Origin of the sequence: Winogradskyella poriferorum (genome assembly GCF_050618035.1) — a bacterium.
In the GTDB taxonomy this organism is placed as follows: domain Bacteria; phylum Bacteroidota; class Bacteroidia; order Flavobacteriales; family Flavobacteriaceae; genus Winogradskyella; species Winogradskyella poriferorum_A.
On the sequence record NZ_JBODPY010000001.1, the window covers coordinates 256,115 to 281,293 of the forward strand.

Sequence of the window (25,179 nt, forward strand, 5' to 3'; positions counted from 1 at the left end):
TGCGCATTTAACACGAATTAATGTCCATAATTAAAGTCATTATTCCTGCCTATAACGAACAGGATTCTATTCAGCATGTTATAAAAGACATTCCGGATATTGTTGATGAAATCATTGTTGTAAGTAATAACTCAACTGACAATACAGAAACTAATGCAAAGCAAGCTGGAGCAACCGTTTTGGTAGAACCCCAAAAAGGATATGGCTATGCTTGTTTAAAGGGCATGGACTATATAGCAGACCAAGAAATCAAAACAGAAATTGTTGTTTTTCTTGATGGTGACTATAGTGATTATCCTGAGGAGTTACTTAAAATCGTTGACCCAATTATAAAAAATGATATAGATTTTGTTGTTGGTGCACGTGTAGAAGAATTACGTGAGAAAGGCGCTATGACCTTTCCTCAAATATTTGGTAATTGGCTTGCAACCAGCTTAATGCGCCTATTTTTTGGTTCAACCTTTACGGATTTAGGGCCCTTTAGAGCTATTAAATATGATAGACTTTTGGACTTAAAAATGGAAGATAAGACCTATGGCTGGACTGTTGAGATGCAACTAAAAGCTTTAAGACAAAAACTCTCTTACAAGGAAATACCAGTGAACTATCGGAATAGAATAGGTGTCTCAAAAGTTTCAGGAACCGTAAAAGGTGCTATATTTGCAGGCATAAAAATCCTTTCTTGGATTTTTAAATACAGTTTTAAGTGATTTATTTACAATATTTCATAATCGTAATTTACACTATCGCCATTGTCCTAATCTTTTTATACTCATTGGCACAATTAAACCTGTTATTTAATTATTTATCCTCAAGACGAAAAAAAGAGGAATGTGAGAAGTTCGATTTGGACAATCCTGACGAAGTACCTTATGTAACCATTCAGCTTCCTGTTTTTAACGAGATGTATGTTATGGAGCGTCTCTTGGATAATATTGCTCTTCTAGAATATCCAAAGGACAAATTAGAGATACAGGTCTTAGATGATTCTACGGACGAAACTGTTCATTCTACACGCGAGCACGTCGAGAAATTGGCTTCAACTGGCTTGGATATTAAGCATATTACAAGAACGAATAGAACAGGTTTTAAAGCAGGTGCGTTAAAAGAAGGCTTAAAAATTGCTAAAGGAGAATTCATCGCCATTTTTGATGCTGATTTTTTACCTCAACCCAACTGGCTAAAGCGAACCATACCTTATTTTAAAAATGAAGAAATTGGTGTTGTTCAGACACGATGGGGACACATAAATAGAAATTATTCGCTTCTTACTAAAATACAAGCCTTTGCTTTAGACGCGCATTTTACACTCGAACAGGTTGGAAGAAACTCTAAGGGTCATTTCATTAATTTTAATGGAACTGCTGGAGTGTGGCGTAAAACGTGTATCGAAGATGCTGGTAATTGGGAAGGTGACACGCTTACGGAAGATCTAGACTTAAGTTATAGAGCACAGCTTAAAAAATGGAAGTTTAAATATCTTGAAAATGTTGAGACACCTGCAGAATTACCAATTGTTATTAGTGCTGCAAGATCACAACAATTCCGTTGGAATAAAGGTGGTGCCGAAAACTTTAGAAAGATGCTCTGGCGTGTTGTCAAATCCAAAAATATTACGACCAAGACCAAGGTTCATGGCTTATTGCACCTACTGAATAGTTCAATGTTTTTAAGCATTTTCGTTGTTGCGGTTTTAAGCATACCAATGTTATATATTAAAAATGAATATGCGCATCTTAGAGACTATTTTTATGTGATGAGTTTCTTTGTGATGAGCACCATCATATTCTTTGTATGCTATTGGTTTATGTACCGAAACATATATGGTAGTGGCTTTAAAAAGTTCTTTGGTTATATCGGTATGTTTTTTACTTTCTTTTCTATTGCCATGGGATTTTCATTACATAACTCCATTGCCGTAATCGAAGGTCATGTTGGTAAAAAGAGTGAATTCGTAAGAACACCTAAATTCAATATTAAACGATTTAAGGATAATTGGAAAAACAATAAATACCTCAGAAAATCACTTTCAAAAAATGTAGTTTTAGAGGGTCTTCTAATGCTTTACTTTGGATTTGGACTATACAGTGCTTTTATTGTAGGCGACCAAGGTGGTGATTTTGGATTGTTCCCTTTTCACCTAATGCTTTTTATAGGTTTTGGCTATGTCTTTTTTAAATCTATAAGCTCAAAGGTCTAAGACCTTTCTTCAAAAGGTATTACTATATCTTTTTCTACATAATCCTTTAACCCTTTTAATAGTATAGCCCAACAATAGGCGGAATGCTTAAAATGATCATTTTGTTCCGGCCAGTCTTTATGAAAAAATCTGAGATATGTTCCTTTTTCGTTAGGCTCTAAATCATAACCAAATGTCGTTGGGTCCCAATCCGTATCAGAAATGGTCATCTTAAAATGAATATGTTCACCTGCTTTACAGGAGCTCACTTTTGCAAACCAATTATATTCATCCGTGAAGTTGTAGTTATAGGTTTCACCTATATGAGGTAATCCGTCACACTTTAAGGGCCACCAATTTACAAGATGCTTTGGTTGTGATACGGCATCATAAACTTCATGCGGATTCTTTTCAATTAAAACATTATGATAAATAGCATTGGCCATAATTAGTACATTGTTTTTAAAGTTAAGAATCTTTTTGGATGCAGTAATGTGCTAGAGTTAAATAATTCTATCTTTGAGCGTATGCTAGGCGTGAGTAACATTATAAAATATAAGAAGCTACCTGTTTTATTTATCTTGCTGAGCTTTGGTCTTTATTTTATGTTCGCCTATGATTTGGTTAGGACTGACAGCGCTAAGCTTCTCCTCCTCTATTCGGGTCTTTTTATTTGTGCATATAAGCTCATTAAAACTACAGGTTTTTACTTTAGAGTTTTGGTCTTTGCAGCTATACTATTCCGGCTGTTGTTTCTTCTTTCTATACCAAATTTATCTCAAGATTTTTATCGCTTTATTTGGGATGGCCAATTACTATTATCAGGGTTAAATCCTTATTTATCCACTCCTGATATGCAAATGGAGCTAGGAGCGTTGACGGACTTTTCTAATCTATCAGAATTGCATTCAGGCATGGGAAGTCTGAGTGCTCGAAATTTTACCAATTACCCACCTCTGAATCAACTTTGTTTTGCATTGGCCAACCTTTTTCCAGAAAACAGCATTCTGAGTAGTGTCATTGGTCTTCGTTTAATCATTATAAGTGCGGATTTGGGTACGCTTTATTTCGGTAAAAAATTACTGGAGCATTTAAAACTACCATCGAGTCGTATCTTTTGGTATATCTTAAATCCATTTATCATTATTGAGCTTACTGGCAATCTGCATTTTGAAGGTGTTATGGTGTTCTTTCTTGTGTTGAGTTTGTACTTATTATCTCGCGGAAAGCGGCTTAAATCTGCAATATTCCTAGCGTTTTCAATATCAATTAAGCTGATTCCACTTATGCTTTTACCCTTATTTTTTAAATGGTTTAAAACCGAAGACGACAAAATAAAACTTGTTGCGCTACTTAAGTATTATAGTGCTGTTGGACTTACCATATTACTTCTTTTTACACCTTTTTTCTCAACACAATTTATAACCAATTATTCCCAAACTATAGGGCTCTGGTTTGGAAATTTTGAGTTTAATGCAAGTATATATTATCTGCTCAGAGAAGTTGGATATACAATAACAGGTTACAATGAAATAGCAACCATTTCCAAGATTCTACCTATAATCTCAGTTCTAATTATTCTATCTCTTGCCTTTTTCAAGAAAAACAATACAATTCAAGCATTAAGTTCTTCCATGCTGTTGGCACTTACTTGCTATCTATTTTTGAGTACAACAGTACATCCTTGGTATCTTACAACTCTTGTTGCGCTATGTATTTTTACCAATTACAGATTCCCATTGGTTTGGTCTTTCGTTATAATATTGAGCTATTTAGCCTATGCCAACACAGATTACAAAGAGAACCTCTGGATTATTTTATTAGAATATACCACAGTGTTATCCTTCTTCATTTGGGAAGTTTTTGTTAGAAAAAGAATTAGAGATTAGTCATTAATCTCTTCTGGTGGCTGTACAGCTTCAGGATCGTCACTGTCAAAGTCTTCATAATCATCTTCATCATAATTCTCCATAGTTACTGCTAACTTAGTACTCACTTTTACGAGATACTTGGTATCATCTGTAGTCACCTCAACAGCTTCAATCAACTCATTTTTAGCATTTCTAAAGGAGATAATGTGATCATCATCATACCCATCAGGATACTTTTCAACCAACAAAGCCAAAATCTCAGGTGTCAGTTTTTTAAAATCTACGATGACTCGTTTAAGATTATCTTTCATTTTAGGGTTAGGTTATTTTGTATATCTAAGATACAAACGAATTGAATACAAATATTAATTGAATATTAATTTTGCATAAATTATTTTCCAATAAGAGTTAGGCAATCAAAAGCCTCTATAACATCTTGAGCGTATTAATCTCCTGTGTAGTTAGATGTTTCCAGTGGCCTCTAGGAATATCTTTTTTGGTTAAATGTCCAATGGCTACGCAATCTATTTTAACCAAGTCGTATTTTAAAGCTTCGAAAATAGTTCTCAGTATAGAATTACCAGTGTTCTTAATCTTAATACCAATTTTATTTTTTGGTTCACCATCTATATAGCTGATTTCCTCAACTGTGATAAGCTTACCGTCTACCTTAAATCCTTCCTGAATCTTTTTGAGGTCTTCGAATTTTAAATTCTTATCTAAATCAATCTGAAATAAACGTGCTACACCAGTTTTGGAGTTGGTAAATTTCTGTACAATTTTGTCATCGTTAGTAAATAGTAATAATCCTAATGAATTTCTGCCTAATCGTCCAATAGGTTTAATCTTGGCGCTTGTAGCATTTGCCACCAAATCCATCACGGTTCTTCCTTTACCTTCGGCTGTAGTGGTAGCAAAGCCTTTCGGCTTATTTAACAACACGTAAACTTTAGGTTCTGGACTAATACGTCTACCATCAAATTTTACCTCATCATCAAGTTTTACCTTATAACCCATTTCTGTAACAACCTTTCCGTTTACAGTAACTAAGCCCAAAGCAATATTTTCATCGGCTTCACGTCTTGAACATATTCCTGAATTAGAAATATATTTATTAAGCCTTACCTCATTGCTATCACCAGAATTAGCAGTTGCAGGCTTCTTAGACTTTGGATAGTTCTTCGCACCCTTAGAGGTCTTTTGATTTCCAAAAGCCTTATTCTTTCCTTTACCTACTCTTTTACCACTCATAACGAACTATTTATTAGGCTGCAAAAGTAATATAATACTTTACATTACCTATTGTATTTCAACAGTAGTTTGCCTTTCTCTATTTACCGTTAATTTAGTTACATCTGGTCTTGAATAATGCCCTACAGCATCAAAATTTTGACGTTCTTCTAATACTCGATTAAAATCTATGGTCGCATAGAATAATCCTTCTTTATTGATTATGGGTTCCACGATCCACTCACCATCAGGACCTGCAATACAACTCCCACCATTTGCTAAAGTATCTGGAGCATTTTTTATTATGTCATCAAAATATGGTGTGCTTTCTGGAAAATCTGCTTTATGCATTAGTGCAGAGACTGAGACCACATAAGATCTAGACTCTCTCGCAATAAATCGTGTAATATCTTTTGTATTGTGATCACTACCAGGCCAAACAGCGATATGTAGATTCTCACCTTGACCATATAATGCAGTTCTAGGTAATGGCATCCAATTTTCCCAACAATTGAGGCCACCAACGGTAAATGCTTTTAGTGGATGAACTTGTAAACCATGTCCATCACCAGGTGCCCAAGTTAAACGCTCATCATATGTTGGTTGTAACTTTCTATGAACCGATTTAATTTGGCCGTCTTCATTAATGTATACTAAAGACGCATAAATACTATGACCACCTCTATCTAATGGACGCTCCATAATCCCTAAATAAACTGCAATTTTGTGGTCCTTCGCCAATTTACGTACTTCATCTAATTCTCCATTTTCTATGCATATCGAATTACTCACATAATGTGCATGTAAGATCTTATTTATTTTGGTATTCCATTCTGCACCTCCAGTTAAGGCCAACCAAAACGGATATCCAGGTAATAAAGCCTCACCAAAAACTATAAGCTCTGCATCATCCTTAGCAGCATCTATTATGGATTCTTTTATCTTATTTAAAGTGCCAGATTTATCTAACCAAACAGGTGCTATCTGAGCCATTGCTATTTTTAGGGTATTCTGCATTAGATTCGATTTAAAACAATTGAAATATCTATTAATAAAATAGAAAACACACCTGCAACTATTATAAGTTTTAGCATATTATGCAAAATGAGGTAATGTGTTTTCCTTTTTGATTTCCAGAGTATAAGTAGGAAAACAAATAATAAAATTACAGCTAAATAAAAAAAGTAGTACATATGGCCTATATCGAAATACAAGACCAAAACAATACCAGAAACTATAGTTAGAATAGCTACAATAGTCAGCATAATTTTTGTGATGTTCTCACCGTGTACAACAGGAACAGTTCTATAATTGAGTGCTAGATCACCTTTTATATTTTCTAAATCTTTAATAAGCTCCCTCATTGATACCAATAGAAACAGAAATATGGCGTGGGCAAATACCACAAGTTCGAAATTCCCATAATAAATAAAAATGGCAAAAAATGGTGTCACTGTTAATACTGCAGACACAATATTACCAACCATTGGTTGTTTTTTAAGGCGATGCGAATAGAACCAAATTGCAAAAATGTATAGGGCAAAAAACAGAACCGCCTTAAACGACACATAGCTTGCACAAATTACAGCCAAAAAGTTAAGCACAAAATAGAAGGATAGTTTTGTGTTTTGACTAACTAATCTATCTAGCATGGTTTTTTGTGGTCTATTGATTAAGTCCTTTTCTGAATCGTAAAAATTATTGATAATATAACCTGCAGCAATCGTCGCTGAGGATGCCAAAACAAGCATTAAAAGGTTGACATCTAGGAGGACAGATTTTACTGGGAGATGATTGGCAAAAATGTAAATTGAAGCCAAGTATTGTGCGATAACAACAACTAAAATATTGTACCCTCTAACAACAGAAAAAAGACTAAAAAATTTAAGCAGAATATGTTTTTGCCGTCTTGAGAGCATATTTAAGAATTAAAAGATCCTGTAAATAGTTCAGGAGGACGCGAATTAAAAATTGTATACGACCTCTAACTTTTGCCCTTTTAAAGCTTCTTTGGCCTTATCGATATTCTCAGTAAAGCCAAGAATATATCCGCCACCACCAGATCCACAAAGCTTCAAATAGTAATCGTTTGTTTCAATTCCTTTTTTCCATAATTCGTGGAATTGTTTAGGAATCATCGGCTTAAAGTTATTCAATACAACCTTAGAGAGTTGCTTGGTGTTTTTGAAGAGTGATTTTATATCGCCTTTTAAAAAGTCGTCAACACAAGCATCTGTATGTTTAATAAACTGATCCTTAAGCATACTTCTAAAGCCTTCATTCTTCATATTCTCCATGAAGATATTTACCATTGGTGCAGTTTCACCAACAATACCACTATCTAATAAAAACACAGCTCCTTTGCCTTCTGTTTTTTGAGATGGAATGCCAGTTGCTTCTATATTATCCTTTGACTTTATTAAAATTGGAAGACTTAAATAGCTATTTAAAGGATCTAATCCTGAAGATTTACCATGAAAGAATGACTCCATTGCAGAGAAAATAGACTTTAATCTTAAAAGCTTTACTCTGGTCAAATTTTCAAGAACTGTTATCTTATCAGTAGCATACTTATCGTAAATCGCTGCTACTAATGCACCACTACTACCTACACCATAACCTTGTGGTATTGACGAATCAAAATACATCCCTGAATCTACATCCTTTTGTAAGGCTGTAAAATCAAACGACACTAAGCTCGAATCAATATCGCGCAAGTAATCTACGAACTTAACTAAACTTTGATTTGATTTCTGTGCTTCTTCAGATGGGTTTTCATCCACTTTAAGCGCACCATTATAAAAGTTATAAGGAATAGATAAGCCTTTAGAATCTTTAATTATTCCGTACTCACCGAATAACAGAATCTTAGAATAAAATAATGGTCCTTTCATAGTTTTAAGGTGTTGGGGCTGGCTATAACCGTTTGGCACCATTACCAACGCTATCACAAATATAGTGACCGTTTTGGCAATATGCAACTAACTCACTCTTAATGAAGTCATAAACTTTTGATTCTTCGGCCTTTGGAAATAGCACATGTACATTGGCTCCTGCATCTAAAGTGAAACAAATATTAGAATTAGTATTCTCTCTAAATTTCCATATTCTATTGATAATTTCTAGTGTATTTGGCTTCATTAAAATAAAGTAAGGCATGCTCGTCATCATCATTGCATGTAAGGTCAGTGCTTCACTTTCTACAATTTTCATAAATGCACTTAAATCGCCTGATGCTAAAACATGTTTTAATTTTGAAAGATTTTCATGTGCTTGATTAAATCTTTCTTGCGCAAATGGGTGGCCAAACATTAATTTGTGCCCAACTGTACTACTCACCTGTTTCTCACCTTTATCTACAAGAAGTATGGCATCTTGATAATCATTAAAGTTTGGATGAACCTCACCGTCAAATCGTACACCAAACAAATCAGAACTCTCCGTACTTTCATTTTGGCCCCAAACAACCAATTCCCCTTCGATACTTCGACATGCGCTTCCTGATCCTAATCTTGCCAAAAAAGAAGCCTTTCTATTAAAAAATGCTTTTGAATACTTTTCATTTAAATCTTCTTCTATACTCATTAAGCATAAGGCCAAAGCACTCATACCAGAAGCAGAGGAAGCAATACCTGAACTGTGCGGAAAGGTATTAGAAGTTTCAATTTTAAAATGATAATCATTTAAAAAAGGAACATAGGATTCGATACGTTCAAAAAATGTCTGGACTTTTGGCTTAAAGGCTTCATTTTTCTCACCTTCGAAATACACCTCAAAACTAAATTCTGAGTTACTTTTCTTGGTGTAAGTAACCTCCGTAATCGTCTTACAATCCGAGAGTGTAAAACTAATAGATGGATTTTCAGGAATTTGATTTTTGCGTTTGCCCCAATATTTCACCAATGCAATATTACTTGGTGAAGACCACTTTACGGAACCACTTTCAATTTCGGAATTATAGGAATTAAGAATAAATTCTTGCTCTGTCATGTAATAAATTTCTGTTGCAAAAATAGATAATTTCTAAGGCTTAGCCTCTGTTTCTTCAGCCATAGCCATTAATTTTAGCATAGTTTTATAAGTATACCCTAATCTTAATATTTGAAAATTTAATCCTATTTAATATTTAACAACTATAATATCTACTTGAATTAAAATTAACATATGTTAATCCTTATGTTAATAGTAATATATATCTTACAAAAACTAATAGCTTCATTATCAATTCAGTAAGAGTAACTTTTACTGTCTTTTTCAACTCTTAGATACCACAATTCTAAGCGGTCATTATTCCTCTAGGTTTTCTGCCTCAAACCATAGATTTATCATTCTTGTGGTAAAATTTAGTTATTAACCAACCTAATTTAAGCATGAAAAATCATTACTTAAAAGCAATTTCTTTACTCATTTTTTATCTATTCTTTATTCATCATTCCTTTGCCCAATGGGATGTAGTTGATATTAACACAACAAATAATCTGTACGATGTTCACTTTATTGATAAAGATACAGGATGGATAGCAGGTGATAATACAGTTTACAAAACTGTTGATGCAGGTACTAACTGGACTGAAATATCAATCCCAAAGTGGTTTAAAACTTCTTTTTTTTCTGTGCTTCTAATGCTTTAGGACTACTCTTAGATTTGAAGACGACATTGCCACTTTGAATATATGTATTCACATCTTCCAATCCTAATTTTGCAAGTAGTATTCTAAGGTCAGCCATGGATACTTTTCTATGACCACCAACATTTATGCCTCTTAAAAATGTAATGTAATTATTCATAAACAATAGTTTCAAATTTAAATTAATCTTAAAATTACCCATTATCAGGTATTTCGACAATTAATAAAACACAGTAAGTTTGACTATCGTTCTTACCTTAATGTCTATTGTTGCCCTAAGCTCTACAATAATTCTTTAATCTCAAAATGTTATTAACCAAAACTTTTTTACTATGAGACAATATTATTTTAATTCATTTTTATTTCTAATTATTAATATAGGGTTAATTTCACCTGTTACAGCTCAATGGGACGTAATTGATATTAATACAACTAATAATCTGTACGATGTTCACTTTATCGATAAAGATACAGGATGGATAGCTGGCGATAATACAGTTTACAAAACTGTTGATGCTGGTATTAATTGGACCGCCTACAATTCAGCAGTTACTGATACAAGGTACTACGGTATTTATTTTATAGATCAAATGAATGGCTGGGCTGTAGGCAAAAAGAAAACTGCAAGTACTGCCGGAAGAGTGCACTATACCACAGATGGTGGAGAAACTTGGCAAGTCTATTTTACAGGTGGCAGTTTACCTTGGTGGTCAGTGGCATTTAATGAAGAAGGAACAAATGGTATTATGGTAGGACAAGAGGGACAATCTCTTTTTACCACTGATGGTGGCACAACATGGTTTCCTCGAACTCTTCCCTCAGGTGACGCAGGTATTATTAAAGACGTAACTTTTATTGATGATTTGACTGCCATAGCTGTTGGCTATGACTTAGGCCTTGGGGTTGTTATGAAAACTACAGACGGTGGAAGCTCGTGGACAAATATAATTACTGATCTTGAGGGGAGGCTTGATTCAGTGTCATTCAGTAACTTTTTAGATGGAATAGCAGTTGGATCCAGTGGTAAAATATACAAAACGAGTGATGGAGGTAATACTTGGATTGAAAAGTCAAGTAACACTGCAAGTACATTGAATGGCGTAAAATATTTTGATGAAAATAGAGCAATTGCAGTTGGTACTGGTGGAATAATCGTCGGTTCTCATGATAACGGTGAAACTTGGGCTATAGAACAAACAACTTCAGATTTCAGTTTTACACTCCGTGGTGTAGATAAAGGAGGGGTTGCAACAACTTTTGCCGTTGGAGCTGTTGGAGCTGTAATTAAAGATAATTGTGTCCAAAGTGGCACAATAGTATTTGAAGATAACACAGCAAGCCCCTTTATATCACCCGATTTAACCATTGAATCTAAAATCTATTTTTATTACAATATAATAGAAGACGAAAACACGCCACCTACTTGCACTATTATCGAAGAATTCATTGTTGTCAATGGAGAAGTATTTAAAATGGGATGTCAATATTTAGGTAACGGTTTGCTACAAATGTGGATGGACTTTTCTTTTGAAGAAAGCCCTTTATCCTTATCTATTCCAATTCCTGATTCATTAACTCAAGATGGAATTAGCATAAACTTTGACGAAACTTCGAGACCACCCAATTTTAATATTGACTTAGGGATTAGACAAGATGTTAACGAAAGTATTAATGTTTTTGCTGGCGGAAGTGCAGGAGCAGAAATTATTCTTGGAGGAGTTGCAGTTGGTCCTGCCCAACTAGCTATATCAAAAATTGGTCTTTCTGGTGGTGGCGGAATGGGATTGAAGTTTGAGAATGATCTTTCGGGTAACCAAGTTATTACTCGAAGATTTGAACGTGGTGCTGGAATATCTGTAGAATTCCCATCTATTAATTTAGTTTCAGATGTCCTTAAAGGCACTCCTAAAGCGTCAATATCTTTTAAAGGAATGAATGGGCAAAGTCTTAAATTTACGGAAAGTAGTGATAATACAAAAAAGGCCAAAGCCGCATTCATATTAGAAACTCTTGGAATTGGTGGTATTAAGCTTAGTCCATTTGCTGGTGCCTATATCACAGCATTAAAGAATAGTTTAATTGACCTTAATCCAGACCTCTCTCAGTTCTATTCAACTTATCATAACTCCACACTAAGTGGAGCAAATGCCGAAGGGAGTATTTCATTAGATTTTAATTTTGAACTTGGTAATACGAAATATAATTTTCTAGAAGCTTCCGCTAGTGCATCCTTCTCAAGCAAAAAAGAGATTTTTACAAATAATTTAAGAACATTTGAAATAAGTCATGCAAGAGCTTTTAACGTATCCACATTAAACTTCAAAGTATTAAACGATGCGGTTGACTTTGGTAATTTATTAAGTTTTGAGGTTGGTGGTGAAATGAGCTTATCCGGAACATTTAATACTCTAACTAATCAAACCCAAAATCTTTCTTTATCTTTTAAAGGCTCAGCTTCGCCACAAATTTCTCCATTGCAATTATCTACAACAAGAGAATATAAATTTATAATTCCTGAAAACGTAATTGCAAATAATAGTGTGGCAGATAATATAATTGGTGTGGCATCTGACCTATTGACTATTGGAAACTCAAATAAAACCTTTAATGCTGGTTTTGAATCTTTTACAGGAGCTCTGGATATCAATTATGAGAATAATCCATCAAGTCTTGGCGATTTTGAAGAACACAATTTACTAGAGGTAAACGAGACTGACATTATTGGAATAACCGACAACATAGGAATAGATTTAGGGGCTGCAGTCGGCGTCGGTGTAGGAATAAGTCTTGGTTTCGAATATAGTTACATATCAGAATCAACCTATTTACAAAGTCAATATATTGTTGCGAATGACACTATTTTACCAGTATTTGAAAACACTAAAAATTTAAATAATTTAATAACACTTAGTGATGAAATTACAACCCTTTATGAAGGAACAACATTGTTACTAGATGACGCGTTTGATGAGTTAATCACAGTTGTACAGGAACCTATACAAGATGGAGTTGACTTTGTTGTAGATATAGGAAATTCAGCCGCAGAACTTACAGGTAATTTGATCTCTGATGGTGAACAATGGATTCTGAGGTTAGTAAACCCAGAATATACAATAAGTTTTGACAGAGGACCTTTAATTAATTCTCAATATGGTAGAGCATATATTTCCGAAGTAAATTCTAGCTTCACAAATACCTCTAAACTCTATATTGTTAGTGATAATCTAAATGTTAACCTATTAGACATCAATGATGAAGTGATTACAACTTTTGATCCCGTATCGCTGAGTATGATGATTGATCAAGAAAAAATTGATGCCCTTGGATTTTCAGATACAGAAAAAGCATTGGCAAAACTGTATAAGTTTGATGAAACTAGCTTGACATGGATAGAACTTTCAGGTGATAATAATCCAGATTTAGATTTTGTAGAAACTTCAATTACAGAAGCAGGAAACTACGCTATAGGCATAAACTACAATACTGCTTCTGATTTATCCGCACCAGAAATACCAGATTTTTTTCCAACAGAAGGAAGCATTATCCCTTCGATAGACGAGCACTGGGCTGAATTGTTTGAACCTGTCACAGGTGTCGGTCTTGATTTGTCTCAGACCATTATTAAAATAGATGATGTCGAAGTCCCTATTCTGTGGGACCCTGTCAATGAAAGAATACTATATACCCCTGAAATTGCTTTAGTCGATGGTCCACATACATTTGAGGTTATTGTTAAAGATTTAAATGGCAATACTAATTCTATATTTTCAAATTATACCGTTGACAGTTCCCTTAGCGTAGATGATATTTCTGATATAGATAAGTTTAAAATATTTCCAATTCCTGCACAGGACATATTGAAAATAAAAGGAAATTTATCAATTATAGAATCAGTAGAAATTTATAACATCGATGGACAGTTTGTAAAAAGAATAACCAATAATTATGAAAGTATTGATATTCAAAATCTTTCTTCTGGTTTATATTTTGCAAGAATAAGTACAAGTAGTGCTTTTCGAGTTGTAAAAATCATTAAACAATAAATACTCATTAAAAATTGAGTAATTTATTTTAACTGTGGGTTTTATTTTACTAAAAATAGAGCCCACATTTATTGACCTATTGATTGAGAAACAATATATGCACCAGTCCAAGCATTCTGAAAATTAAACCCACCAGTAACTGCATCAACATTAATCACTTCACCGGCAAAATATAATTTTGGAATAACCTTACTTTCAAAGGTTTTAAAATTGATCTCTTTTAAATCCACACCACCAGCAGTAACAAATTCCTCTTTAAATGTGCTCTTGCCAGTAACCTCAAAAATAGCCTCTGTTAATTGTATTGATAAATGTTCTAATTGATTTTTATTGACGTCCGCCCACTTTGTAAATTCTGATATACCTGAGGCAAGAACTAAATTTTTCCAGAGTCTTTTAGGTAGGTCGAATTGGGTTGAATTAATGATATTTTTCTTCGCAAAATCCAGTTTTATAGATTTTAAGGCATCAATACAAACTTCCCTGCTTAACTGAATAAAATTAATCTGAATTTTGAACTTATAATCTCGTTTGGCCAATTCAATAGCTCCAAAGGCTGAAAGTTTTAAAATTGCTGGTGCACTAAGCCCAACATGGGTAACAAGTAAAGGTCCGGTGGAAACCAAGTTAGTTTCCAGCACTTTTACTTCAACATCCTTTGCTACAACACCTGGAATATTGGTTATCCGTTTATCCTTAATATCAAACGTAAAAAGCGATGGTACAGGTTTTACAATGGTATGTCCCAAGCCTTCAAGGATATTCCAGATTTTTGAATTACTACCAGTGGCTACCACTAACTTATCACATGTAAATGCAGTAGCTTTAGTTGAAATTTTAAAAATAGAATCAGACGTATCTATCGTTGTCACAGACTGATTATACAACACTTCTACTCCATAGTTTTTACTCTCTTTCAAAAAACAATCTATAATAGTTTGAGAGGAATCTGACACCGGAAACATCCTCCCATCATCTTCGATTTTTAGTTCAACACCACGCTCCTCAAACCAAGAGATGGTATCTCCTGTCATGAATGTATGAAAGGGACCAAGAAGTTCTTTTTCTCCTCTTGGGTAGTTCATTGTGAGATCTGCTGGAATAAACTCTGCATGGGTTACATTACAGCGCCCACCACCTGAGATTTTTACTTTCTGAAGACCAACTTTACCACGTTCTAAAATGGCAACAGACAAATCTGGATTCTTTATAGCAATATTAATTGCAGCAAAAAAACCAGCGGCACCTCCACCAATTATTATAATATCTTTGTGATTGTCCAAAGTATTCAAATGAAAGGTAAAATTACTATGATAATACCCAAAAGACTAATTTTTGTATTACTAATAACTCTGGCTTGCACATCCTTTGGAAATTTGGAACTTCTAGGTGACTTACCTAACAGTCTTAAAGAAGTTTCGGCTGCGGAACGTATTCCTCATTCAGACTTAATATGGGTTATTGAAGATTCTGGAAATGATAATGTTCTATTTGGGATAACACAAAAAGGTGATATTAAGAAAGGTATTGAAATTACAAATGCCCAGAATAAAGATTGGGAAGAACTTACCTCAGATAAATATGGCAATATCTATATAGGCGATTTTGGAAACAACAATAAGAAGCGCACGTCATTTAAAATTTATAAAGTCAAGCAACAAGATTTAAATAAAAAACAAGCTACTGCCGAGGTTATTTCCTTTAAGCTACCATTTATTGAGGAACCTCATGATTTTGAGGCCTTCTTTCTCCATGAAAATAGCCTTTATTTAGTCACAAAGGAAAATAAAGGATTCACTTTATTTACGTTACCTAATACCATTGGACAACATGAAGCAAAGTTTATTGAGCATTTTCAACTAGAGGGTAAAGACACTAAAATCACTGCAGCAGACATTAGTGAAAATGGTGCAACTGTAGTCCTATTAAATCATAAAAGAGTTTGGAAATTTTCAAATTATAAACTCCCTAAATTCTTTGATGGTAATATCGAGAAGTTGAGCTTTAAGCATAATTCACAAAAGGAAGGTGTCTGTTTTATGAACGACTCTACCCTTATTATTACAGACGAACGCAGTGGACATGATGGTGGTAATATTTATGGATTTAATTTGAATAATCCCAATTAAAACCCAAAGCCTAAATTAAAGGCAATACGCAGACCATCATCGCTATTAAAGGCCGAGAGATTCGCACTTATCATACTATAAGCGGTCAAAAATATACCACCTCCTATCGAGGTGTTCCATTGATCTTGATTAAAGGAAGGGTCACTGACTAAGTTATTATCAATCCAAACACGGCCATAATCAAAACCACCATAGAAACCTACATTAAAAGGTAAGAAATTTGATGATTTTCGTCTTAAATTAAAGCGTAAGTCAGTACTTTGAACAAAAGCACTCTTTCCAGAAAAACGCTCTCTTCTAAAACCTCTTAATCCCGTACGATCGCCAAGTACTGCGGCCTGATAGAACTCAAAATCATCACCAATATTAATATGACTTCTCAATTTTGTCGCCAATACAACTTGACCTTCTGGTACAAGCTTATAATCAAAAGCTAATTCTGGTATAATATATCCAAACCCTTTAGAAGTATTCGTGTTATTTCTATAACCAGCTTCTAAACTAAATAGCATTCCCAATGTAGGAAAGGTTTTGTCATCCTTAACATCATAAGTGTATTTTGCCTGAGCACCAAAAAAATTCTGTTCGTCAAATAGTGTAGCATCTGTATCAAACTCAGTTTCTAAATATCGCCCTGGTGTTCGCTCAACCTCATTGGCCTCGTAGGTAATACCGGCTTCAAATGAAGAACCATACTGTCCTTTCCAAATGATTGAAGGTGTTGCACTAATAGTTCTAATTTTGACTCGGTTAAAATCAAAATCCAGATTATCGTTATCCACTTCAGGGTTAGGTGTAGAATTACCAAAACCAAAATAGTTAACCGCAAAATTTGGACTATTATAATGTATATTAAAAACCAAATTTGAACTACCTATGACATTCGCAAATTCACCCTTGTAATTTAACACCAAACCACTAGTAGCAAAAAAATAACCAGCTGAAAACGTATGCTGTGACGAAAAAGGATTTCTCTCAAAATTGAAATTTGTAAGCACATTAGTAAATCCCAAACTAAATCCGTCATCAGGATTGGCACCCAAAGTAGGTACAATTTGATTTGTGCTATTCTTTAGTTTCTTATAGTTATAGACATTAGTTTCGTAATCATCAGTCAATTTCTTCTTGCCTTTATTAGTAACAAAGGTGTTATTCTTAGTCTTGTGATCGTAGTACTTAAGTTTTTTTCCATTCTTAATATCATAAACATCATTGTTTTGGCCACCAACCAATCTTACTTTAATAAGTTGGTCTCCATCTCCATAAACATTAAAAACATCATCATCATCCAGAGCATAAATCCAAATTTCTCTAGTGTCCTCCTTAAGGTAAGTTCTTTGATGAAAGATATCAGCCTTTTCGCCATCTTTTATTCTGTAGGCAGTTACTTTTGTTTTTCCACTCGGAAGACGCTCAACATCAAACCAATCATCTTTATTGGTTCCCTTAATCACAGCAAATTTATTTATGAGCTTATAGTAACGGTCAGAAATGTCTTTAAGATTACCACGACGGGCTCTAAGTAGTCGTTTAATTTCTTCAACATCTTCATCACGAACTTCCTCTGGCACATTTAAAAATGCATCTTCTATAACAGCATCTGTAATATTTTCCTGAATATATTTTACCTGCTTATCCCAAACTTCTTTATCAGATGATTCAATTAATGCCATATCTAATGGATACGGTTCTACATTAATTTCTTTTACATCAACTAATACCTCATCATATTTACGTAGTAAGCCAGCAGAAGGCAATAAACGAACTGCAATATCTAACAAAAATCCATCGCTCATTTTTGAGAATGCTTGGTCTCTATCGCGTGGCATAGGTCTATATACTTTTTGACCTTTCTCTTTAAATTCAATCCATCGCCATTGATCTTGGTGTCTATCCCAATCACCAATTAGCATATCAAAAAGTCGCGCTTTAATATAGGAAGCTTCATCTACAATGATATCCTCATCTTTTCGAATCTTTTTAAGCATATCATCTGTACTAATAAGTTCATTCTGGAAGCCAAAACTAGCCTTATCACTATGGCCTTCTGACGTATGTTCTTCAATCATATAAAGCTCATCACCAAAATCATCATTGTATTGACCAAGTGCATTCTGTTTGGGAATATAATATAGTACTGGATTAGTATGATAGATGCCAACCGCATCTGACAAATCACCAATTATAAATGGTGCATAAGGATGTGAACCTGTAAATACATCCATGACTAAATTCGTAGTAAAATCTTCATCTAACTTATCGCCTATATATTTGTCCTTAAAGACTAGGGCTTGTAAATATTGAGATGCCTGCTTTTCTAAAGCACGCATTACGTATTGAGCACCATTTTTATCTTCTAACCTTAGTGATTTAGACTGGTTTCCCCCTCCCTTTCTTACTGGTTTTAATCCTCCAAATAATGTATCAAGGTTTACAGTAGGGGCTTTAACAGTCGTTGCAAATTGCTTTCTAAAACGATCTCCCCAAAGAAATTTATAAAAACCTGATTTTTCGGCATCCTCCTTTTTGTAAATTGAAGCCTCGACAGTTTTTGGAAACTGGTACGGATAGTTCACAATCTCATAATCTTGTTTTGAAAATACCGTTGTGCTATAAACAGGATCTTTTTTTCCGACTTCGTAGTATCTTACATAAGATGACCCATCAGTAAATACATCCAATCTTGCATATCCATTTCCACTACTGCTAAATTTACCATTACCAACCAATCGTGTTGCTGAACTTTTAGATCCCGATCCGCTAACTATCTGTGGGATTCCAGCTTCAATGATGTACTGCAAATTATGATCATGACCCGAAACAAAGATCACTTTATCATTCTCTTGTGACAAGCTTACAATTCTATTTTTTAATTCGTTATACATCTTATTTTGGAGGTCAGCATTAGATACACCTCCTGTTTTTCGTATAACATTTTTTATAGTGCCAAGAATTGGTAATGGCTTCATATGGCTACCAAAACTATACTGTCCACCATGAGAACCATAAGTAAACATAGGATGGTGCAATGCAATCAATGTCGTTTTTCCTCGAGCTTTTTTTATTTCACTACTTAATTCATCCAAAAAATCAACGCGCGTTTTAAACTCACATTCATCATTAATCGTAGGATGTTTGTCCCAATCTGTGATGTACCAATGTGAATCAACCACTAATAAAACGATGTCATCAGAAATTTTCACCTTTTCTATTGGACAACCATTTTCAGGTAAAAAAGTGTCTTTCCCTAGAGCCTTCTCAACAAACTTCTCTTGTCTTTTTAACCCTTTTAATCCACTGTACCAATCGTGATTACCAGGAATAAAAATAGTCTCACCTTTAAAATCTTTTGCGACGTCTGTCTGTACTTTGATTCTATGTTCTGCAAGTTCTTTTTCTCCTTTTTTATTTGTAAACCCTTTTTCATAAATATTATCACCGAGAAATATTGCAGTACTATTTGAAGATGCCTCACGCAAGGCAAGACCAAATTCTTTGATGGCTGGATCAACTTCTCCTAGCTTCGAATTCCCGGCATCTCCTAAGAGATAGAACGAGTGTCTAATGGTCTTATCTGATGGAAAATCTGCTTTTGACACATCATTTATTTGAGTCTGGTATGTTGCACATGCATTTAAGACTAAGAATAAAATAATTATTAAGGATAAGCGTCTTTGAAAAACTCTCATGACATGTAATGGCTGGTAAATAGATTATAAATTTAACTAATTTTCTGACATCGGTTTATCGTTGAATTTTGTGTTTACAAATTATGAACTACAAGATAACATGGAACACCCAACTTTATGTCTTGCCCATTCAGGACGTTTAGCAAACCATTTTTGCATGGCAGGCTGTTCTTCATATGGTGCTTTTAACAACTCAAAAAAATCTTCGATTAAACTAAAATCTCCATCGTTAGCCTTATTAATTGCTAATTGTGCCATATAGTTTCTTAGAACATACTTTGGGTTAACTAAATCCATAGCCACTTTACGCTGTGAGTCGGTTCGCTTTTCGAGCTTTAATCTATTATCATAAGAACTAAACCAATGCTCCCAATCTGTTTTTACATTTATATCTAATTGTTCTAAATCATAAAACGCATCCTCAACAACCTTAAGCCCAGATTCGGGTTTACCTAGTTGGTAGTTAGATAATAATCTAAAAAACAATGTCATATCTGTCTCGATTAAAAGTAGACAATCCTCCAAGGACTGAATTAACTTCATATCATCTTCATCTTCATCTTCATCTGTTAGACCGATTTTTAGACGCATCATATCAAGTGATTTCCGCTCAAATTCAAGCTTATAATTAGTCAAAATCGCCTCAAATGGTTCAGCTTCTTCTACAAGTGGATAAAGCGCATTTGCTAATTGAAGTAAATTCCATAAGCCAATATTTGGTTGGTTACCAAATCGATATCGTTTGTGTTGTTTATCTGTAGTATTTGGTGTCCAACCAAAATCAAATCCTTCGAGCCAGCCGTAGGGTCCGTAATCTATGGTTAATCCCAAAATGGACATATTATCTGTATTCATAACACCATGCACAAATCCAACACGCTGCCAATGGATGATCATATCAAGTGTCCTTTGGGAAACCTCCCTAAACAATTCTATATACTTTATTTTGCCTTCTCCCTTTATCTTAGGATAAAAATGCTTTAAAGTGTAATCGGCTAGTTTTTTTAGATTGGTTATGTCATTGCGAGATGCAAATAGTTCAAAGTTTCCAAACCTAATGAATGTAGGTGCTACACGACTCACAACTGCTCCTTTTTCATAGGCTTGGTTTCCGTCATAAAGCATATCTCTAAGAACCTCATCTCCGGTTAACATTAAACTAAGTGCTCTAGTTGTTGGCACACCCAAATAATGCATAGCCTCACTACACAGATATTCTCTTATTGAAGATCTAAGCACGGCTAATCCATCACCTTGTCTCGAGTATGGTGTTTCTCCTGCCCCTTTCAATTGTATCGCCCATAACTTATTGTTTTCTTCAATTTCAAATAAATTAATGGCTCTTCCGTCTCCTAACTGACCTGCCCAATTACCAAATTGGTGGCCCGCATAAGCCATAGCATAAGGGTAAGTCTTCTCATAAATTTTGGATCCAGAAAAAATATCTAAAAACGCTTTGGACTTGATGTCTTGTTTATCTAATCCAAGATTCTCGGCTAACTCAACAGATGCGTGAATTAATTTTGGGCTAGTTGGCTTTTTAGGATTCACAAACGAAAAAGCTACATTTAAAACTTGTCTTCTAGAATTCTCTGAGTTTTTATCTGCAGGAAGTTGTTTATTATATGTATCTGAAATATTTAACTTCATTAAATACGTAATCTATTGAACAATAAAGCGACAGAAAGCTAAGTTACTAAATAGCCCTGATTCGGGTTCTAAATAATTCTTAAATTAGCATTCTAGCGCAATCTATATGGAAAATATCTTATTGGACGTTGAAAACTATGTGACAAAACATCTAAATGAAAATCTAGATCCAAATTTTGTCTATCATAATTTAGCTCATACCCAAAGAGTAGTAGAAAAAGTATTAGAACTCACTGATGATAACGAAGTTACTGAAGACGAAAAAAGACAACTCATTATTGCTGCATGGTTTCATGATACTGGTTTTATAAATACCATCGAAGGGCATGAAAAAGAAAGTGCTAAAATTGCTGATGACTTTCTATCTGAACACAATTTACCCGATGGTGAAATTAAAACCATAAAGCAAATCATACTTGCTACAGAAATGAATCATGAACCTACTAATAAGCTAGAAGGAATTATTAGGGATGCTGATTCTGCACATATTTCGAGTAAAAATTATGAGGACTATGCGTCGCTATTGCGCAAAGAATGGGAACTTACCTTAGGTAAGGAAGTAAATAAGCATGAATGGCTCCAAGAAAATATTGATTTTCTATCTAGCCATACATTTAATTCACCAATTGCTTCGAGCAAATGGGAAAAAAGAAAAGGTAAAAATTTGGCCTCTCTCATTCAAAGTCAAAACAAAATTAAGGCACGAACGGAAAAACTAAAACAAAGAAAAGCCGAACTTACCTTTAAAAAAGAGAAGCAAGATCTCCCAGATCGTGGTATTGAGACTATGTTTAGAGTGGCCTTAAGAAACCATATTACTCTTAGTGATATTGCAGATACTAAAGCCAATATTTTACTTTCTGTAAATGCTATTATAATATCTGTTGCACTATCTAATTTATTACCTAAGCTAGACAACCCTTCAAATGACTATTTAATTATCCCTACATTAATTTTTATGGCCTTTACAGTAATCTGTATTGTACTATCTGTTTTAGCGACAAGACCTAATGTTACCAAGGGTCAATTCACTAAAGATGATGTTGCTAATAAAAAGGTTAATCTCTTGTTCTTTGGAAATTTCCATCAGATGAAATTAGATGAATTTGAATGGGCCATGGGAGAAATGATGAAAGATAAAGAATACCTCTATGGATCACTCACAAAAGATTTATACTTTTTAGGATTGGTACTGAACCGAAAATATAATTTATTAAGAACGACCTACAGTGTTTTTATGATAGGTATTGTAATCAGCGTTATTGCCTTTGGTGTTTCGTTTATGCTTTCTGAAACAGCCATTAACGCTTAATGACTAATCTCCTTCATTAAGTCATCGTAAGTGTAAAAGTCTTTATCATTACTGTCTTTGTGGTAAAGCACACTAACTCTTATAGCTTTTAAGCCTGTGACAGCCTGTAGATCTTGAAGCTCAAGAATCTCTACATCATTATCTAAGTAATTTTTTGACTGAAGAAACTTAACATAGCGCAGGTACTCCTCTTCATCCTGCTTTTGAGAATAAACAATACTTATTTTACCTTTTTGTGTTATGCGTTCTTTTGTTCCTTTAATATAAGCCTTATCTACACGCTTTTTCACAATTTCATATCGTGCATTGTAAGTACCATCAACATCAAATTGTTTCTCATCCATTCTAAAGCTAATAGTTAATGGCTGATTAAAAACCAATATCATAGATGCAACGTCTAACTTAATAGGGAAATCTGATTGCATTTGATAATAAGAATTTTCCATTTCACACATCACCTGCAATTGCCATAATCTCAAATTATAGAGATAAATAGAACTAAAGGTATCCTCTTTTGTAAGGGATTCACCTATATACATGTTATGTTCTACACCATCAGTTTTGAAACGCTCAAAATAATGAGGATACATGGCCTGTGCTTCTACTTGCTTCTCATCTAGAAGAGAGGCCATATTCTTGTTAATAGAGGCAATAGTCTCATCATAATCCTTGCGGTGTTTGTAAACTGTTCCTAGTTTTTCATCTACAGAATCAAAATAGGAATCTATTTCATCCTTTAAGGAACTATTGGCCATTAAATGATTTATTACTGGATGAATATCTTGCTTAATAAATGCATTTATTTGTTGTTCACTATCGACTTGAAAATGACTATTTAGTTGATCTAACCATTCGCTAATTTGATATAAATACTGATCATAAATAGGCAATGCCTCTTCTGTTAAAGCATTACTCATAATAGACTTCAAAGCATTTAATTGAATTGTAAGATCTAGTTGAGTCGCTGTATTTCTAGCCACCGAAGACCCTTTAATATCTATTTGACCAAAAAGTGGGTAAATATCTTCAAAGGCAATTTGATTAAAATTTGGTTCCTTCCCATTAAATTCATCCTTTATGTAGTTTCTAGCCTCTTGCTCGAAGCGCCAATGTACACTTTGGTGGATAGAGGTACACTCTTGCTGAATTATCGCTTCAATCAAGTTTTCTTCCTCACTTTTAGAGCGCTCAACTGCTGAAACAATAAATGGCATTACATCTACCAATTTATTGGCATTGATACTATTTAAAACCTGTGGTTTTTCTGAGACAATCTCGAGAATACCCATTAATCCCTCATCATTAGCAATAGGTGCAAAAATCGCACTCTTTATACCCTGCTCTTTGAGTACTTTTACATGTGGCGCATGTCCTTTAGATTTCTCAAAGGCCTTGTCCACATTTGAAATTGAGAAATATTTATTCTCTTTCAATAACCGATTGTACGACCATTTACAGAGTGCATCTGAACAATTAGAAACTTCAAGATTATTCAGCAGGAAACTATTCATCCCAGCACCATATACACGCTCAAAAGTATCATCGTCTTTATTATAAATTGAAAAACCAACTTTAATATCCTTCAACCCTAAAAGTGATCTGAATATCTCATGGAAGTCTTCCATAAAACCTTCATCCTTGCGCTTGTCTTCTCCGATTAATGTAGATTTAATATTGGAAATTGATTGGTCATCAGTGACATCGAAAATATTCGAGATTACAAAGCCCTTAAAATCGTAACTATTTGGTGGAAACTTCTCCTTCCAAAGTTCAATATTCTCAAAATTATCTAAGAGTTGTGCATAATCTTCTTCTGTTATTTTAGGTGCACTCTCTTTTGGAATAATCTCGGTAAAATCAGCGTTATACAAGATCTTGTAATAGCGCATAATTCCGTTTGCGTCTGGAATCTCATAGAAGAATGGACGCTTAAAGTTTATATTATAGCCATAACAAAAATTCAAGATTATAGTACATGCTATGATGTACCTCTGATCTGTTGGCATGTTTTTAATTTGCAACTCAAAATCATCTCCTGCAATTTCAAGAATTGATTTAAAACGCTCCGATGAATTAAAAATGACATTAAGAAACGGTACTGATGCCGTTTTTATTTCATTCTTGGTAAGTATAGGACTAAAGGCATCTTGAAGGATACCTTCAATATTTTTTTCGTGGTCTTTTAGTAATCTTAAATCACTAAAACCTTCTGTAAGCACAGGGTTTTCTTCTGCAATTTTCAATACGCGTTTTGCATTAGAAGCAATAAAATTATTATCTGCTTCTACAAGATCCTTGTACTGATTTATAAACTTATTAAAGCTAACTTTAATAACTAAGGGCGAGTCAATTCCTTCGTTAACATCCATAGCGTTATAATATGTCGGATTAGTAATAATTTGATTCAAGACTAGTCGTTTAGGATAAGACTATCTTACAACCAATTTG

Annotated in this window: 19 protein-coding genes; 7 read left to right on the forward strand and 12 right to left on the reverse strand. The window is 34.1% G+C overall.

All coding sequences use genetic code 11. The annotated features are described in order from the left end of the window. The first annotated feature begins 20 nt into the window (after positions 1–20). Together ACRHOC_RS01115 and ACRHOC_RS01120 are read left to right on the forward strand one after the other, a co-directional pair. Entirely contained in the window at positions 21–710 is a 690-nt protein-coding gene (locus tag ACRHOC_RS01115) for a glycosyltransferase family 2 protein (RefSeq protein ID WP_431156658.1), read from the forward strand. Continuing rightward, a complete protein-coding gene (locus ACRHOC_RS01120; protein ID WP_431157436.1) occupies positions 710–2,200 on the forward strand; it encodes a cellulose synthase family protein in 1,491 nt (496 codons plus the stop codon). The genes ACRHOC_RS01115 and ACRHOC_RS01120 overlap by 1 nt, the downstream gene beginning before the upstream one ends. On the opposite strand, the gene ACRHOC_RS01125 is transcribed toward ACRHOC_RS01120, so the two are convergent. Further along, the gene (locus tag ACRHOC_RS01125) at positions 2,197–2,625 is read right to left on the reverse strand and encodes an SRPBCC family protein (RefSeq protein WP_431156659.1); all 429 of its coding nucleotides are present in this window, start codon (positions 2,623–2,625) and stop codon (positions 2,197–2,199) included. The two genes, ACRHOC_RS01120 and ACRHOC_RS01125, sit on opposite strands and share 4 nt — an antisense overlap. Before the next feature lie 48 nt (positions 2,626–2,673). On the opposite strand from ACRHOC_RS01125, the gene ACRHOC_RS01130 reads away from it, so the two are divergent. Next, on the forward strand, positions 2,674–4,068 hold the full coding sequence (locus tag ACRHOC_RS01130; protein ID WP_431156660.1) for a mannosyltransferase: 1,395 nt from the start codon (positions 2,674–2,676) through the stop codon (positions 4,066–4,068). Here the strand turns inward: ACRHOC_RS01130 and ACRHOC_RS01135 are convergent. The 6 genes from ACRHOC_RS01135 to mvaD form a co-directional block, all read right to left on the reverse strand. Beyond that, positions 4,065–4,361 carry a hypothetical protein gene (locus tag ACRHOC_RS01135; RefSeq protein ID WP_431156661.1) on the reverse strand — a complete coding sequence of 99 codons (297 nt, stop codon included), beginning with the start codon at positions 4,359–4,361 and terminating at the stop codon, positions 4,065–4,067. The genes ACRHOC_RS01130 and ACRHOC_RS01135 overlap by 4 nt on opposite strands. Before the next feature lie 115 nt (positions 4,362–4,476). After that, positions 4,477–5,301 (reverse strand): pseudouridine synthase, encoded by an 825-nt coding sequence (locus tag ACRHOC_RS01140; protein WP_431156662.1) that lies wholly within the window; start codon positions 5,299–5,301, stop codon positions 4,477–4,479. A gap of 48 nt (positions 5,302–5,349) precedes the next feature. Beyond that, positions 5,350–6,297, reverse strand: a complete 948-nt coding sequence (locus ACRHOC_RS01145; protein WP_431156663.1) for a carbon-nitrogen hydrolase family protein — start codon at positions 6,295–6,297, stop codon at positions 5,350–5,352. Further along, positions 6,297–7,199 (reverse strand): geranylgeranylglycerol-phosphate geranylgeranyltransferase, encoded by a 903-nt coding sequence (locus ACRHOC_RS01150; protein ID WP_431156664.1) that lies wholly within the window; start codon positions 7,197–7,199, stop codon positions 6,297–6,299. The genes ACRHOC_RS01145 and ACRHOC_RS01150 overlap by 1 nt, the downstream gene beginning before the upstream one ends. 45 nt (positions 7,200–7,244) lie before the next feature. Continuing rightward, positions 7,245–8,174 carry a mevalonate kinase family protein gene (locus ACRHOC_RS01155; RefSeq protein ID WP_431156666.1) on the reverse strand — a complete coding sequence of 310 codons (930 nt, stop codon included), beginning with the start codon at positions 8,172–8,174 and terminating at the stop codon, positions 7,245–7,247. Positions 8,175–8,196: 22 nt separating this feature from the next. Continuing rightward, on the reverse strand, positions 8,197–9,270 hold the full coding sequence (gene mvaD, locus ACRHOC_RS01160) for a diphosphomevalonate decarboxylase (RefSeq protein ID WP_431156667.1): 1,074 nt from the start codon (positions 9,268–9,270) through the stop codon (positions 8,197–8,199). Between the two features lie 380 nt (positions 9,271–9,650). Here mvaD and ACRHOC_RS01165 point away from each other — a divergent pair, with 380 nt between their 5' ends. After that, positions 9,651–9,911 carry a YCF48-related protein gene (locus ACRHOC_RS01165; RefSeq protein ID WP_431156668.1) on the forward strand — a complete coding sequence of 87 codons (261 nt, stop codon included), beginning with the start codon at positions 9,651–9,653 and terminating at the stop codon, positions 9,909–9,911. Here the strand turns inward: ACRHOC_RS01165 and ACRHOC_RS01170 are convergent. Further along, positions 9,874–10,068: a DUF1697 domain-containing protein gene (locus tag ACRHOC_RS01170; RefSeq protein WP_431156669.1), complete on the reverse strand. Its 195-nt coding sequence runs from the start codon at positions 10,066–10,068 to the stop codon at positions 9,874–9,876. The two genes, ACRHOC_RS01165 and ACRHOC_RS01170, sit on opposite strands and share 38 nt — an antisense overlap. A 172-nt stretch (positions 10,069–10,240) precedes the next feature. On the opposite strand from ACRHOC_RS01170, the gene ACRHOC_RS01175 reads away from it, so the two are divergent. After that, positions 10,241–13,951 (forward strand): YCF48-related protein, encoded by a 3,711-nt coding sequence (locus tag ACRHOC_RS01175; protein ID WP_431156670.1) that lies wholly within the window; start codon positions 10,241–10,243, stop codon positions 13,949–13,951. A gap of 68 nt (positions 13,952–14,019) precedes the next feature. On the opposite strand, the gene ACRHOC_RS01180 is transcribed toward ACRHOC_RS01175, so the two are convergent. After that, positions 14,020–15,234, reverse strand: a complete 1,215-nt coding sequence (locus ACRHOC_RS01180) for an NAD(P)/FAD-dependent oxidoreductase (protein ID WP_431156671.1) — start codon at positions 15,232–15,234, stop codon at positions 14,020–14,022. Between the two features lie 9 nt (positions 15,235–15,243). Between ACRHOC_RS01180 and ACRHOC_RS01185 the strand changes: the two genes are divergently transcribed. Further along, positions 15,244–16,080 carry a hypothetical protein gene (locus tag ACRHOC_RS01185; protein WP_431156672.1) on the forward strand — a complete coding sequence of 279 codons (837 nt, stop codon included), beginning with the start codon at positions 15,244–15,246 and terminating at the stop codon, positions 16,078–16,080. Here the strand turns inward: ACRHOC_RS01185 and ACRHOC_RS01190 are convergent. Continuing rightward, positions 16,077–19,769 carry a metallophosphoesterase gene (locus tag ACRHOC_RS01190; RefSeq protein WP_431156673.1) on the reverse strand — a complete coding sequence of 1,231 codons (3,693 nt, stop codon included), beginning with the start codon at positions 19,767–19,769 and terminating at the stop codon, positions 16,077–16,079. The genes ACRHOC_RS01185 and ACRHOC_RS01190 overlap by 4 nt on opposite strands. An 81-nt stretch (positions 19,770–19,850) precedes the next feature. Continuing rightward, on the reverse strand, positions 19,851–21,419 hold the full coding sequence (locus ACRHOC_RS01195; RefSeq protein ID WP_431156674.1) for a protein adenylyltransferase SelO: 1,569 nt from the start codon (positions 21,417–21,419) through the stop codon (positions 19,851–19,853). 106 nt (positions 21,420–21,525) lie between these two features. Between ACRHOC_RS01195 and ACRHOC_RS01200 the strand changes: the two genes are divergently transcribed. Continuing rightward, positions 21,526–22,731, forward strand: a complete 1,206-nt coding sequence (locus ACRHOC_RS01200; RefSeq protein WP_431156675.1) for a Pycsar system effector family protein — start codon at positions 21,526–21,528, stop codon at positions 22,729–22,731. Here the strand turns inward: ACRHOC_RS01200 and ACRHOC_RS01205 are convergent. After that, complete coding sequence (locus ACRHOC_RS01205; RefSeq protein WP_431157437.1) at positions 22,728–25,100, reverse strand: GAF domain-containing protein; 2,373 nt, start codon at positions 25,098–25,100, stop codon at positions 22,728–22,730. The genes ACRHOC_RS01200 and ACRHOC_RS01205 overlap by 4 nt on opposite strands. Between the last annotated feature and the right edge of the window lie 79 nt (positions 25,101–25,179).

Bases quoted from the DNA above. Each gene is read 5' to 3' on its own strand.
- ACRHOC_RS01115 (WP_431156658.1), top strand. From the start codon at position 21: ATGTCCATAATTAAAGTCATTATTCCTGCCTATAACGAACAGGATTCT.
- ACRHOC_RS01125 (WP_431156659.1), bottom strand. From the start codon at position 2,625: ATGGCCAATGCTATTTATCATAATGTTTTAATTGAAAAGAATCCGCAT.
- ACRHOC_RS01135 (WP_431156661.1), bottom strand. From the start codon at position 4,361: ATGAAAGATAATCTTAAACGAGTCATCGTAGATTTTAAAAAACTGACA.
- ACRHOC_RS01140 (WP_431156662.1), bottom strand. From the start codon at position 5,301: ATGAGTGGTAAAAGAGTAGGTAAAGGAAAGAATAAGGCTTTTGGAAAT.
- ACRHOC_RS01145 (WP_431156663.1), bottom strand. From the start codon at position 6,297: ATGCAGAATACCCTAAAAATAGCAATGGCTCAGATAGCACCTGTTTGG.
- ACRHOC_RS01150 (WP_431156664.1), bottom strand. From the start codon at position 7,199: ATGCTCTCAAGACGGCAAAAACATATTCTGCTTAAATTTTTTAGTCTT.
- ACRHOC_RS01155 (WP_431156666.1), bottom strand. From the start codon at position 8,174: ATGAAAGGACCATTATTTTATTCTAAGATTCTGTTATTCGGTGAGTAC.
- mvaD (WP_431156667.1), bottom strand. From the start codon at position 9,270: ATGACAGAGCAAGAATTTATTCTTAATTCCTATAATTCCGAAATTGAA.
- ACRHOC_RS01165 (WP_431156668.1), top strand. From the start codon at position 9,651: ATGAAAAATCATTACTTAAAAGCAATTTCTTTACTCATTTTTTATCTA.
- ACRHOC_RS01170 (WP_431156669.1), bottom strand. From the start codon at position 10,068: ATGAATAATTACATTACATTTTTAAGAGGCATAAATGTTGGTGGTCAT.
- ACRHOC_RS01175 (WP_431156670.1), top strand. From the start codon at position 10,241: ATGAGACAATATTATTTTAATTCATTTTTATTTCTAATTATTAATATA.
- ACRHOC_RS01185 (WP_431156672.1), top strand. From the start codon at position 15,244: ATGAAAGGTAAAATTACTATGATAATACCCAAAAGACTAATTTTTGTA.
- ACRHOC_RS01190 (WP_431156673.1), bottom strand. From the start codon at position 19,769: ATGAGAGTTTTTCAAAGACGCTTATCCTTAATAATTATTTTATTCTTA.
- ACRHOC_RS01195 (WP_431156674.1), bottom strand. From the start codon at position 21,419: ATGAAGTTAAATATTTCAGATACATATAATAAACAACTTCCTGCAGAT.
- ACRHOC_RS01200 (WP_431156675.1), top strand. From the start codon at position 21,526: ATGGAAAATATCTTATTGGACGTTGAAAACTATGTGACAAAACATCTA.
- ACRHOC_RS01205 (WP_431157437.1), bottom strand. From the start codon at position 25,100: ATGGATGTTAACGAAGGAATTGACTCGCCCTTAGTTATTAAAGTTAGC.